This is a genomic window from Sphingomonas gei, assembly GCF_004792685.1.
Lineage (GTDB): Bacteria > Pseudomonadota > Alphaproteobacteria > Sphingomonadales > Sphingomonadaceae > Sphingomonas > Sphingomonas gei.
Genome location: NZ_SRXT01000001.1, coordinates 1 through 12,653, shown reverse-complemented (window position 1 = coordinate 12,653; position 12,653 = coordinate 1). Strand labels below are relative to the sequence as shown.

Below are 12,653 nucleotides of genomic sequence, written 5' to 3'. Positions count from 1 at the left end.
GACGACAGTTAGATCGACCCAACCGTTCCGTCGTTGTCCCCCACCGCAATCGCGGCGCGCAGCGCAGCCACGATCGTCTCGTCCGTCTCTCGCCGCGGCTCGGTCGCGAAACCGAGGCGCCGCGTCTGGGGATCCGGTTCGGAACCCCGGCGGCTCGCCGATCCGTGCACTTCGCGCACGCCCGTACCCGCCACCAGCCGCGCGACATTCGCAGGGGTGACGCCCGATCCCGCGATGATCGACAGCCGCTCACCGGCCGCTGCCACCATCGCGGCCAGCGTCGCCATTCCTTCGACCGCTGTCGGCGCGCCACCCGAACTGAGGATCTTGTCATAGCCGAGCGCCGCTGCCTCGCGCACTGCCGCTACGGGATCGGGCACCAGATCGATAGCGCGATGCAGCACGATCGTGGCATCGCGCGCGGCTTCGCGGAAGCGAGCGAGTCTCTCGCGATCAAGACCATTCGCGCCCAGCGCACCGACCACGATCCCGGCCGCGCCGCGCGTAACCGCCATCCGGATCTCGTCGATCATCAATAGCGCCTCATCTTCCTCCACCACGAAACCGCCGGCACGGGGACGAATCATCATGTGCGTGGGACAGCCAATCCGCACCGCCCTGTCGAGCAACGCCGCCGAGGGCGTCAGCCCGCCAAGCTCGAGCGCGGAGCATAATTCGATCCGGTCGGCGCCTCCGGCGACTGCCGCATCCAGACCCGCAGGATTGTCGACGCAGATTTCGAGCATCGGCCGGACGCTGCTCACTGCGCCTCCGTCATATTGCTCTCTCCGGTTTCAGCGGCCGGGCGGACGACGCGCGGCGCCGGGCCGGCGCAACCGCGCAGCGTCCGCGCACCGATCTGCACCTCCGCGGTCAAGGGTCGAGCGTCTTTCCCCGCAGCGCAGGGCGTAGCTGTCAGGGTGATGGTCACGGGCGCCGCTTCGGGCGTCTTGGTGTCGAACACCGCACGACCGCCGGCCAGTTTCGGGCTGACCGGATAGAAATCGGTCGGATGCGCCGCATCGGGCGCGTCGGCATAGGTGATCGTGCCCGGTGCGACGTGAATCTCCCAATAGGGGCCCGAGCCCGATGCCTGCACCTGCTGGTTGAGATCGACTCCACCAAGCATCGGCCTCGGCGTGGGCTTCGCGACTGGCACGGCGCCGTTATTGCCTGTATCTTCCCCGCCGCCGCACCCGGCCAGCGCCGATAATAGCCCCATGAGCAGCAATCGTCGCATTTCGATCCTCCGTCCGCGCCGTCCTGCGGAAGGTGAGGCGTACAGGTCAAGACGATACGAGAAATTGAGCGACATGCGCTCTGCCGAAGGGTCACCGAACGACACCCGACGCACCGCGGCGTAAAGATCGCCTTCGGGAGAATCCCGGACTTGGACGCGTTTCCCGAATAGAGTTCACACGGGAGACACAAACAGCGTGTTACGTTGCGCTGCAGCACAATTATGTGACCTTGTATCACGAATCGCTTGACGATTCTTGCCACCTGTCCGAAAGCACGAGCCGCTATGAAGAACCCCTCCCTGATCGCCGCCGCCGCCGTAGCGCTTCTGTCGCTTGCCGCATGTGAGAACAAACCCGAGGAAGTGACGACAACTGCGCCCGATCCGATGGCGTCGCAGCTGGCCAATGCTGCGCCGGTCGAACTTCCGCCCGCAATTTCCGAGAGCGTGACGCTGCGTTGCGGCGACAACAGCCTGGTCTATGTCGACTTCTTCCAGGGTGACAAGCAGGTCCAGCTCAAGACGGTGAAGGGTGGCCCGGGCACGATGCTCAAGGCACCCGAGGCCGGCCAACCCTTCGAGGCAGCAGGCGGCTACAAGCTGACCGGCACGTCGAAGAACGTCACCGTGACCGTCCCCGGCAAGGCCGACCGTACCTGCCACGCCTGAGGCGCGGCATATCTCCAGTTTCCAAGGGCCGGCGGGGCTTCCCCGCCGGCCCTTTTTCATGCCAGCCTGCGCAACCGGACGGGAGGGACTCGCTTGGCGACGATCGCGATCTACAGCCTGAAGGGCGGCGTCGGTAAGACGACGCTGGCGGTCAACCTTGCCTGGGCCGCGGCATCGCTGTCGTCGCGCCGAACCTTGCTGTGGGATCTGGACCCGCAGGCGGCGGCGACCTTCCTGCTCGACCGCACGGAACGCAGCGGCAACGAAGCGCAGGCGATCTTCACGCGCGACGTGAGCCCGGCCAAGCTCGCCCGACCAACCGCCTTCGATCGTCTCGACCTGATCGCCGCCGACACGTCGCTGCGTGCGCTGGACCGGACTTTCCACGAGCTCGACAAGAAGAAGCGCCTCGCCAAGCTGCTCGGCGAACTGGCCGCCGCTTATGACCGCGTGCTGCTCGATTGCCCGCCCGGCCTCACCGAGACCAGCGAGCAAGTGATGCGCGCCGCCGATCTGATCGTAATTCCGGTGATCCCTTCGGCGCTCGCCATGCGTGCCTTCGGGGAGGTTCAGAGCCATCTCGCGCGGCGCAACGCCAAAGTGCCGCTGATGCCGGTCTTCTCGATGGTCGATAGGCGGCGCAAACTGCATGCCGAAGCGCTCGCCGCCTACCCGGACTGGCCGGCGATCCCCGCGGCGAGCATCGTCGAGGCGATGACCGAACGCCGCCAGCCCGTCGGTGCCTTCGCGCCGCGCAGCCCCGGCGCCCAGGCCTTCGCAATCCTGTGGCAGGCGATCGAACGCAGACTGGCGCTCAGGCGTTGAGGCGCGGATGAGTCACCCGCTTCCGCCCCATTTGGATCTGGATCCCGATCTCGTGCTGCGCGCGTATGCGATGGGCGTGTTTCCGATGGCCGATCACAGGCTGGCGTCGAGCGTCTATTGGGTCGAACCCAAGCTGCGCGGCATCCTCCCGCTCGACTCGTTCCATCTGTCGCGCTCGCTGAAGAAGACCGTGCTCGCCGACCGGTTCCGGGTGACCGTCGACACTGCGTTCGAGCGTGTCCTGCAGCTTTGCGCGGAATCGGCCTCGGATCGCCCCGATACCTGGATCAACGGCCCGATCGAGCGCGTGTTCATCGAACTCCATCGCCGCGGCTTCGCGCACTCCGTCGAATGCTGGGACGGCGATCGGATGGCCGGCGGGCTCTACGGCCTGGCGCTGGGACGCGCGTTTTTCGGCGAATCGATGGTCACTCGGGCGCGCGACGCCTCGAAAGTTGCGTTTGCGCATCTGGTGGCGCGGCTCCAGGCGGGCGGATTCACCCTGCTCGACTGCCAGTTTCAGACCGAGCATCTTGCAACGCTCGGCGCAGTCGAGGTGCCGCGCGACGCTTACGTGGCGTTGCTGGGCGCGGCGCTCGGCGATTCGGCGGCAGGACTCTCGGTCGGCGCGCCCCTGGTCGATGGTGATTTCTTCGCGCTCGAACGCTCGGCCGCGCCCGGCGCCGGCACGCTGTCCGGCCCATTGTCGCGGAAAGTCATCGCGCAACTCTTGGGCCAGACGTCGTAAATCGGATGCTGAACGACGTTGAGCGCCGGACGCTCCTTGTACAGCCAGCCTGAGAAGACCCGCCGCCAGCTCTTGTCGAGCTGCTCGACGTCGATCTGCACGAATGCGCCGGTCAACTGGTCGGCTTCCCACGGCGCAGTCTTGTCGCAGGCACGCAGCCGAACGATGACGTCGCCGCTCCGCGCCGCCTGGCCGGGCTTGAGCTTGAACTCGCGCGCCACGCCGTTGCGCTTGTTGAGCAGGCCGAGCACCGCCTCGCGCTCGTTCATGGGCGTCGCTGCTGCGTTGAGCACGCTGGTATCGGGGCCCACCGCCACCACTTCCGCACCGCCCGCGGCATTTTCGGCACCGGTGGTGATCACCAGATCGTCGGCGCTGTTGTTGCCCGCCTGGCCGCCGCTATTGCACGCGCCGAGCCCGAGCAGCAGAATTGCTGCCGCCGTTGCGGCGCCGTGCCTCATGCGTCGGGAGTCCATGCCTCATAGTCGCCGGTCGAGCGGGCGCGTTGCCCACCCGCTTCCAGCGCGCCCGAGGGGCGATAGGCCAGCCGCGTGCCGGTGTGATTGGGTTCGGCCGGCTTTTCCCAGTTTCGCGGCGCCGGCAGCGCCTGATCGGGCGCGGCGTCGATCTGGTGGTGGAGCCAGCTGAACCATTCGGGCGGAACCCGGCTAGCGTCGTTGGGGCCGTTATAGATCACCCAGCGGCGCGTGATGCCGTTGGGGTCCTTGCCGCCTGCCCAATAGATGTTGCCCAACGCATCCTCGCCGACCTTGGTTTTGCCGCGCAGGCCGAACCAGGTGCCGAGGGTGGCACCGTTCCACCAGGTGAAGGGATTGCGATTCAGGCTCATCCGCGCCGATTAGCCCCGGGTTCGGATCGAGGCAATCAAATCCGCCAAGCTTGCGCTGCGCGGATCACTGGCCCTGGCCTGCCCAGCGCACCTTGTCGCCCGGCACGATCCCCAGTTCGGCGGCCTTGCCGGCGTTGATCTCGAGTACCGCGCTCACTCGCTCACCCGATTTGGCCTGCGTCTCCGAATAGGGGACCGCGTTTGCGGCAATCCTCGCGATCGTGCCGTTCGGGCGAATGAAGATGATGTCGAGTGCAGTAGGCGTGTTCTTCATCCAGAAACTCGCCTCACGCGGGGCCCCCGTTGGTGGATAGGGCGTGAAGATCATGCCGCCGTCCGCCGGGATATTGGTGCGGAACATCAGACCGCGCTCCTGCTCCGCACTGGTTCGGGCGACCTCGACGCTGAATTGCTTCGGGCCGGTCCTGGTCTGGACCGTCACCACGACCTTCGCCGCGCCGTTCTGCCCCGCGAGCGCCCCGGCACTCGCAGCTCCCGCCACGGACGCCAGCAACGCCGTCGCCAGCGCTGCGCGGATTCCAGATCGCAAAATCATCGTCTCAGCCGGTCCTTTCGACCGCCACCGCCAGCGGCCCCTTGTCCCCTTCGACGATGCGCGCGGTGAGCGGTTGGCCCGGTTCGACTTCCTCGATCTCGGCGCGGCGCAACGTCTCCATATGGACGAATATATCCGCCGCGTCGGAATCGCGCACCAGAAATCCATAACCCTTCAGGCGATTGAACCATTTGACCGTAACCGGCTCGAAGGGCCCCGCATCGTCGATCAGTCTCACTCTGTCGATCCGGTCGCCATGCCGCTTGGGCGGCTCGACCGCCTCGCTCAAGTCGATCGAACGAATCAGCTTGGCCTGAAGCCCGCGTTGTCGCGGCACCGCGATACATTCGACGCGCGCGCCTTCGGGAAGGCTCCGCCTGCCGTGCTCCTGCAGCACGGTGAAATGGATCAATATGTCCCCGGCCTCGCTGTCGTCCGCGACGAGAAACCCGAACCCCCGGGTTACATCAAACCACTTGACGACACCGCAATAAACCTGGCCTTCCGACGCCGTTTCCGCCCTCAGATCCCCATCCTCCGGCGGTGCGACCATATCGTCGCTGGGCGCAAGCTGTTGTTCAGCACGCATTATCCTAGTCCCCCAAGCGACCGTATTTAACACAGCATTTTCCAAATGTGGAATTGCTTTGTTAGATTCGGTCTTTAGGGTTTAATCAGAAACGGTCCCGGTCGGGGACGATCACGCCTCGAGCAGCGCATCGGGGTCCTCCCCCGGCGACATGCGGACGATCTTGCGTGACAGATCAAGGGCATGGCCGGCGCGCAGCATCGCCCCCAGCTGCTTCTCTTGCTCGGACCTCTCGGCCGCTTCGCGTGCGAACGGGCCGATGCGCTTGCGCCGGGCGAAGGCAATCGCGCTAGATTTCGCGCCAGCCTCCACGCCCTGCGCCACCATTTCGAGATCGGCGTCTTCGATTCCCGCATGCCGCAGCGCCTGACCAACGCGCCGGGCGCCCAGCCCGCGCCGGCCCATCGCACCCGCCTTGGATTCGGCGAACAGAAGGTCGTTGATATAGCCCAGATCCGCCATGCGCTGGGCGAGTGCAGCCAGATCGGGCGAGGCCTCATCGCTCCATCCGCGCTCGCGGATCTTGCGCCTCAGATAATCCGCCAATCGCCCCCGCGTGGTGGCGTATCGCTCGACATAGCGCAGGGCCAACCGCTCTAGATCGGCGAGGTTCAACGGGGTAAGCGGGCGCCTCGGTCTAGTCATGCGCCATGATTGTGCCACAGTGGCAACCGATTTTGAACGCCAGTGCGTAGCAGAGCCGTTAGCATTTGGTATGCGGTGCGGGGCAAAACGGCCTGTCAGCTCACAGGGGCACGAGACAAGAATGGTATTGGACGAAACGGGATCGCATCAGGGTATCATGGAGGCGGAAATCGTCCCTACCCCGACCGACGACAGTCTCCCCCGCCGCCTTGCGGACTTCGCTACGCTCGGCGAAGCGCTGGATTATGCGGCGGAGGGCGTTCGCGGGCTGAACTTCCATGATGCCCGCGGCAATCTGACGCAGCCCTATCCTTTCGCGGAATTGCGCCGCGACGCCCTGGCGCAGGCTCGTCGGCTGATCGCGGCGGGCGTCAGGCCCGAGGACCGAATCGCATTGATCGCCGAGACCGGCGTCGAATTCGCCTCGTTGTTCTTCGGCGTGGTCTATGCGGGCGCCTGGCCGGTCCCGCTGCCGCTGCCGACCAGCTTTGGCGGTGCGCAATCCTATATCGACCAGCTGCGGGTCCAGCTCGAAAGCTGCGATCCGTCGATGCTGATCTATCCGCCCGAGATCGGCGCGATGTGCGCCGAGGCGGCGCGGATCACCGATGTCGAGGCAGTCGACTGGGCCGAGTTCGGCGAGCGCAGCGCCCCCGATACTCCGCTGCCGCAAGCCGCGGGCTCGGACATCGCCTATCTCCAATATTCGAGCGGATCGACACGCTTCCCTCATGGCGTAGCGATCACGCATCACGGGCTACTGAACAATCTGTCGGCGCACAGCCATGGCATGCGGCTCCAGGACAGCGACCGCTGCGTCTCGTGGCTGCCCTGGTATCACGACATGGGGTTGGTCGGTTGCTTCCTGTCGCCGGTCGCCAATCAGGTTTCGACCGATTATCTCAAGACCGAGGATTTCGCCCGGCGTCCGCTCGCCTGGCTCGATCTGATCAGCCGCAATCAGGGCACCACCCTCTCTTATTCGCCTACTTTCGGCTACGACATCTGCTCGCGCCGCATGTCCAGCCAGACCAAGGCGAGCGACCGGTTCGATCTGTTGCGCTGGCGGGTGGCCGGCAACGGCGCTGACATGATCCGTCCCGACGTGATGCAGTCGTTCGTCGATGCATTTGCGGATGCGGGGTTCAAGGCTTCCGCCTTCCTGCCGAGCTACGGCCTCGCCGAGGCGACGTTGGCGGTCTCGATCATGCCGCCGGGTGAAGGGATCGTCGTCGAGCTCGTCGAGGAGACCCAGCTTTCGGGTGGCGATGTCGCCCGCGCGAATCGCCCCCAGCGCTTCCGGGCGATCGTCAATTGCGGCAAGCCGGTGAAGGACATGGAAGTCCAGATCCGCGAGGAGGACGGCACGCCGCTTCCCGAAAAGGCGATCGGCAAGGTTTGGTGCCGCGGCCCATCGGTGATGGTCGGCTATTTCCGCGACCCCGAATCGACTGCGGCCTGCATGGCGGATGGCTGGCTCGACACCGGCGATATGGGATATGTTTCCGACGGTTATGTTTATATCGTCGGGCGCGCCAAGGACATGATCATCGTCAACGGCCGCAACCATTGGCCGCAGGACATCGAATGGGCGGTGGAGCAGCTCCCTGGCTTCAAGCAGGGCGATATCGCGGCGTTCGCGATCACCACTCCCGGGGGCGAGGAAACCCCTGCAGTGCTGGTCCAGTGCCGCACTTCGGATGAGAGCGAGCGCATCCGCCTGCGTGACGAAATCCGCGAACGGGTCCGTTCGGTCACCGGTATGAACTGCGTGATCGAACTCGTGCCGCCGCGGACGCTGCCGCGCACCAGCTCGGGCAAGCTGAGCCGCGCCAAGGCCCGTAACCTCTATCTCAACGGTGAAATCAAACCATACGACCTCGCGGCCTGAGATCGTCGAAAATTGAGCGCGAGCCGCGCGAATTTCCTCCGTTTTCGCCGAGAATCTAACCTCTCGCTAACCTCCCCTCGGCTATCCCCCTCGGGTGACCAGCCAGACGACTTCCCAATTTGCCAGGCCGCGCATCAATGCGCGCGCCCTGCTCGGACTCTACGACCCGGCAGATGCCGTCGCCTGGGGCCCGATTCGCGCGGCACAGCTGCACGCGGGAAGCCAGCTGGCGCTGTTCATGTTGACGGCAAACGTCGTCGGCGCTTCGCTCGTCACCATGCTCCTGGGGGCCGTCTTGCCGCTGTGGCAGCTTGCCAGCTGGAGCTCAGGGGTTGCGGCAGTAGCGTGCTTCGTTGCCTTTCGCCGTCTCTCCAAACGGCATCGCAGCGCAGTGACCGCGTCGCTCAAGGATGTCCGCGATACCGTGCTGGACGGGATTTCGCTCGGTGCAATATGGTCGATCCCGCCGCTGGCATTCGGCCACGCCGCGGATGCCGATGCGGTGCTCGGGCTGTGGGGGATACTTTCGCTGCTCATGACCGCTTCGGCGGTCGCGATGGCAGCGCTGCCGCTGGCGACGATCGCCTTCGTGACGATCGTCGGCGCTTCGGTCGTCACGATGCTCGCGCTTTCCGGACCTCCGGTGCTCGCCGCCGCCGCCGGATTGTTCACCGCCCTGCTTGCCATCGCTACATTCGGCCGCGGCCGCGCCCTGGTCGTCATCCGCGCCCACGAAATGGCACTCGCCGAACGCGACGAGACGGTCAGCCTGCTGCTCCGCGAATTCGAGGATTCGGGTTCCGACTGGCTCTGGGAGATCGATGCGCAGCGCCGCGTGGCGCGCGCCAATCCGCGGTTTGCGGTTTCGCTCGGCGCCGACCCCAAGACGATCAACGGCACGCCCTTCCTGCAATTGCTCGCCGGCCCCACTTGGGAGGACGGCAATTTCGCACCCGGCCTGCGCGAACTCGCCGAGCGGCTGAAAGCGCGCGACCCGTTCCGCGATTTGCTCCTGCCGGTCTACGTCAATCATGACGAGCGCTGGTGGGAGATGTCCGCCAGCCCGCGCTACGATGAGCGCGGCGCCTTTATCGGCTTCCGTGGCGTCGGCTCCGACGTCACCGAGGCGCGCAAATCGGCGGACAAGATCAACCAGATGGCGCGTTTCGACACGCTCACCGGGCTGCCGAATCGATTGCTGATCAACGAAACGCTCGCTCGCGCCATGGCCGATGCCGACAAATGGGGTTCGCGGTGCGCCTTCATGATGATCGATCTCGATCGCTTCAAGGCAGTCAACGATACGCTCGGCCATCCGGTCGGCGACAGGCTGCTCGGCCGCGTCTCCGAACGGCTGAAGCTGCTGATGACCGAGAACGAAATGATCGGGCGGCTCGGCGGCGACGAATTCGCCGTGGTCGTGCGCGACGCGGTCGATACGCAGCGTACCGAGCAACTCGCGCAAACGATCATCAACGCACTCTCCCAGCCATATGAAGTGGATCAGCACACGCTCTATATCGGGGCGTCGGTGGGCCTCGCCATCGGACCGCGCGACGGGCGTACCGCCGAAATGCTGATCCGCTCGGCCGACCTCGCACTGTATCGCTCCAAGGACGCGGGCGGCGGCGTGTTCCACGCCTATGAGCCGCAGTTGCACATGGCCGCCGAAGAACGCCGGGTGCTCGAGATGGCGCTGCGCAGCGCGCTCGAGAACCGCGAGATGCACTTGAACTATCAGCCGGTAGTGGATGCCGGGACCGGCCAGCTGACCGGCTTCGAAGCGCTGTTACGCTGGACGCACCCCCAGTTCGGAAATGTCTCCCCGGTCAAATTCGTGCCGCTGGCAGAGGAAGCGCGGCTGATCGCGCCGATCGGCGAATGGGTGCTCCGCACCGCATGCGAGGAAGCCGCGCGCTGGGATATCCCCGTACGCATCGCAGTCAATGTCAGTCCCGACCAGCTCCACAACCCCGCATTCGTCAGCATCGTCGCCCAGGCCCTCGCCCAATCGGGTCTGCCGCCGGGGCGGCTCGAACTCGAAGTGACCGAAAGCGTGTTCATGCGCGAAGGCACGGTGGCGATCGAAGTGCTCGAGAAGATCCTCGATCTCGGCGTGCGCCTCAGCCTCGACGATTTCGGCACCGGCTATTCGTCGCTCGGCTATCTTGCCCATACCCGTTTCAGCTCGATCAAGATCGACCGCAGCTTCGTCCAGAGCGCGTCGAAGGGCACCAAGGAGGCAATCGCGATCATCCGCGCCGTCGTCGCGCTCGCCGACAGCCTCGGCATGGCTACCACCGCCGAAGGCGTGGAGACCGAGGAAGAGCATCAGATGGTGCAGCAACTCGGCTGCACGAAGGTCCAGGGCTATTATTTCGGGCGCCCGCTCCCGGTCCACGAAGCGCGTGTGCTGGCGATGCATGCGACAGGCGGCAGCGTCGCCGCGTGACGCCTCTTGCCGGAGCGGCGCGGCGAGGTTAAAGGCGCGAACCGCACAGGGGCGTAGCTCAGTTGGTTAGAGCGTCGGTCTCCAAAACCGAAGGCCCTCGGTTCGAATCCGAGCGCCCCTGCCATTTCGCACTCCCGCTGTTTTTTCCGCGCCTCCGCTTACCCGCGGCGTTGCCTTTTGGCGGATTTTCTACAAGAAGATCAAAGGGTTTACGGTACTCGACCGAAAGCGTTCGATCCCGAAACGAGCAGTTCGAAAGTACCGCGGAAAGCACGTGTTTTTTGGCCGCCAAATCGGCTTCCAGGAACCTTCGCTTCGAATCCTGCGCAACCGACAGCAGCGCGATTCCATCGTCGAAATTGCTCAGATCGGCATCGTGGCGCCGCTCCAGCTCTTTCACGACCTTCCGTTCCTGATCTCGGAACTGTGCTGTGAGTGCGTTGTAGACCTCATCCTCGATTCGACCGTCGAGGTTGTCCATGTAGACTTGCTTCATGCGCTCCCGCAGCCGCCCCCGTTCCGTCTGGAGCCGGTTGACTGCCGCATCATGCTCCTTGTGGACATGCGCGAAGCTCTCCCGGAGCGCGGCCCTCAGCCACTCGAACATTTCGGACGACAGCGACACGCGATCGAGCAAATCGCCGATCTGCTCGAGCAATACCTCCTCGCGCACATAGGGCTCCGGGCACTTCCCCTTCGCGTGGCTGCAGCGATAATAGATGTACTTCTCTTTCTTGATGTCACCGACCAGCGCGCAACCACAATGGCCGCAGCGGATCAGGCCGGTGAAGAGGAAGTCCTTCTCGATGCCTCGAACGCGAGCGGTGTGGCGCCCGTCAAGGACGCCTTGAACCCGTTCCCAGGTCTCGATCGACACCAAGGGCTCGTGGGAGTCCTGATAGCGCTTGCCGATCCACTCGAACTCGCCGGTGTAGATGCGCGAGCGCAGGATCTTGTGGACGCTGCTCGTGCTGATCGGCTTGGCACTGCTGCGGAAAATCATTCCGTCCGCCCGCGCACGAGCAGCCGCCTGCTTCAGCGAGTACATCCCGGTCGAGTACCACTCGAAGAGCCGAGTGACGCGAGGACCGGTGTCGGGATCGACCTCGATCACCCGCTTGCCGTTTGCACCAAGGACGTTGCGATAGCCGGTGGGCGCCACCGATGGCCAGATTCCCTGCTCCGCCTTTTCGAGCATCCCCTTGCGGACCTCTTCGGAGAGATTGTCAATATAGCTCTTAGCCATCAGCACCTTGATGCCGTGCAGGAACTTCTCCGAGGAGCGCGAGTCCGGCGCGAGGACGATGTTCTCCTTCACGAAATGGATGCTGAGATCGAGATCGTCGATCGTCACCCAGTCGCGAAGGTTCCGATAGAGGCGGTCGGTCTTCTCGACCAGGACCGTATCCGTCGCCGGATGGCTTCGCAGATAGGCGATCATCTCGCCGAAATAGGTCCGCCCGCTCGCCTTCGCGGTTTCGATGTCGATATACTCGCGGACGATCCGATAGCCTTGTTCCTCGGCATATGCCTTGAGGAGCTTGATCTGCGACTCAACCGAGAAGCCTTCGCGCTCCTGCTCCTTCGAGGACACGCGCGCGTAGAGGACGGCACCTTTTTGACTTCTGCACCGTTGGCGGCGGTTCGATTTCATTCGCTTCATGGACGCATACTCGCTGACATGATTGCCAGCCGCACACGCGTGAGGGCGCCGCTGGCCGCCCTCCAGTCTGGCCGCGGAGCCGCAAATGGCAAGACGTCAAGGGCGAGACTTGTCCGGTTTGGAGGTGGTTTCGGCGCGGGGACGAACCACTCCGCCAAGGCCCATCAGCGCGCTCGCGAACGACGTCATGTTCTCGATAATCTCATGGGCGTCGAGCTCGCTGAGCGGCTTCGGGTAATAGGGCTGCCACACCTTGATCGTCTGCTCGATAAGCGCGCGCGAATAGCGCATGCGCACGCCGGGACCGCGCCCAGCGGCGAGATTCTCGATCGGGCTCGGATCACTCCAATGCCGGGGCGTCTCCTTCCTTCGTGCCATGTCAGCTGACCGTCGCGGATGTCCGTTGACGTGCGCCCCTGAAATGTGACCGATTTTGAGTAGAGTCCGACGCGAAGGAGTCGGACGAAGCTGCGCAGCAGCAGGTTCAGCGAAGAGCAGATCATCGCGATTTTGAAGGAGCACGAG

Annotated in this window: 11 protein-coding genes, 1 tRNA gene and 2 pseudogenes; 6 read left to right on the top strand and 8 right to left on the bottom strand. The window is 64.7% G+C overall.

From position 1 onward, the window contains the following. Positions 1 to 8 precede the first annotated feature (8 nt). Together E5A73_RS00070 and E5A73_RS00065 are read right to left on the bottom strand one after the other, a co-directional pair. Complete coding sequence (locus tag E5A73_RS00070; protein WP_240699927.1) at positions 9 to 764, bottom strand: copper homeostasis protein CutC; 756 nt, start codon at positions 762 to 764, stop codon at positions 9 to 11. Further along, positions 761 to 1,315, bottom strand: a complete 555-nt coding sequence (locus E5A73_RS00065) for a hypothetical protein (protein ID WP_135961776.1) — start codon at positions 1,313 to 1,315, stop codon at positions 761 to 763. The genes E5A73_RS00070 and E5A73_RS00065 overlap by 4 nt, the downstream gene beginning before the upstream one ends. Before the next feature lie 210 nt (positions 1,316 to 1,525). On the opposite strand from E5A73_RS00065, the gene E5A73_RS00060 reads away from it, so the two are divergent. The 3 genes from E5A73_RS00060 to aat all read left to right on the top strand — a co-directional run bounded on the left by E5A73_RS00060 (position 1,526) and on the right by aat (position 3,482). Continuing rightward, the gene (locus E5A73_RS00060) at positions 1,526 to 1,909 is read left to right on the top strand and encodes a hypothetical protein (RefSeq protein WP_135961775.1); all 384 of its coding nucleotides are present in this window, start codon (positions 1,526 to 1,528) and stop codon (positions 1,907 to 1,909) included. Positions 1,910 to 2,002: 93 nt separating this feature from the next. Then, positions 2,003 to 2,734, top strand: coding sequence for a ParA family protein (locus E5A73_RS00055; protein ID WP_135961774.1), 732 nt, complete (start codon positions 2,003 to 2,005; stop codon positions 2,732 to 2,734). A 7-nt stretch (positions 2,735 to 2,741) separates the two neighbouring features. Next, positions 2,742 to 3,482, top strand: coding sequence for a leucyl/phenylalanyl-tRNA--protein transferase (aat, locus tag E5A73_RS00050; RefSeq protein ID WP_135961773.1), 741 nt, complete (start codon positions 2,742 to 2,744; stop codon positions 3,480 to 3,482). Positions 3,483 to 3,517: 35 nt separating this feature from the next. Here the strand turns inward: aat and E5A73_RS21660 are convergent. From E5A73_RS21660 to E5A73_RS00025, 5 genes and pseudogenes are all read right to left on the bottom strand, one after another. Then, a pseudogene (locus E5A73_RS21660) lies at positions 3,518 to 3,751 on the bottom strand (DUF2155 domain-containing protein); the annotation flags it as partial. Between the two features lie 188 nt (positions 3,752 to 3,939). Next, positions 3,940 to 4,332: an NADH:ubiquinone oxidoreductase subunit NDUFA12 gene (locus E5A73_RS00040; RefSeq protein ID WP_135961772.1), complete on the bottom strand. Its 393-nt coding sequence runs from the start codon at positions 4,330 to 4,332 to the stop codon at positions 3,940 to 3,942. Positions 4,333 to 4,396: 64 nt separating this feature from the next. Next, a complete protein-coding gene (locus E5A73_RS00035; protein WP_135961771.1) occupies positions 4,397 to 4,888 on the bottom strand; it encodes a DUF192 domain-containing protein in 492 nt (163 codons plus the stop codon). A 4-nt stretch (positions 4,889 to 4,892) separates the two neighbouring features. Continuing rightward, positions 4,893 to 5,441 (bottom strand): cold-shock protein, encoded by a 549-nt coding sequence (locus E5A73_RS00030; RefSeq protein ID WP_240699926.1) that lies wholly within the window; start codon positions 5,439 to 5,441, stop codon positions 4,893 to 4,895. A gap of 147 nt (positions 5,442 to 5,588) precedes the next feature. Beyond that, positions 5,589 to 6,122 carry a regulatory protein RecX gene (locus E5A73_RS00025; RefSeq protein ID WP_135961769.1) on the bottom strand — a complete coding sequence of 178 codons (534 nt, stop codon included), beginning with the start codon at positions 6,120 to 6,122 and terminating at the stop codon, positions 5,589 to 5,591. Between the two features lie 121 nt (positions 6,123 to 6,243). On the opposite strand from E5A73_RS00025, the gene E5A73_RS00020 reads away from it, so the two are divergent. The 3 genes from E5A73_RS00020 (at position 6,244) to E5A73_RS00010 (ending at position 10,589) form a co-directional block, all read left to right on the top strand. Continuing rightward, positions 6,244 to 8,013 (top strand): fatty acyl-AMP ligase, encoded by a 1,770-nt coding sequence (locus tag E5A73_RS00020; protein WP_135961768.1) that lies wholly within the window; start codon positions 6,244 to 6,246, stop codon positions 8,011 to 8,013. 94 nt (positions 8,014 to 8,107) lie between these two features. Then, positions 8,108 to 10,465, top strand: a complete 2,358-nt coding sequence (locus E5A73_RS00015) for a putative bifunctional diguanylate cyclase/phosphodiesterase (protein ID WP_135961767.1) — start codon at positions 8,108 to 8,110, stop codon at positions 10,463 to 10,465. A 47-nt stretch (positions 10,466 to 10,512) separates the two neighbouring features. Then, positions 10,513 to 10,589: transfer RNA gene (locus E5A73_RS00010), tRNA-Trp, on the top strand. 576 nt (positions 10,590 to 11,165) lie between these two features. Here the strand turns inward: E5A73_RS00010 and E5A73_RS00005 are convergent. After that, positions 11,166 to 12,119: pseudogene (locus E5A73_RS00005) on the bottom strand (recombinase family protein); the annotation flags it as partial. Between the last annotated feature and the right edge of the window lie 534 nt (positions 12,120 to 12,653).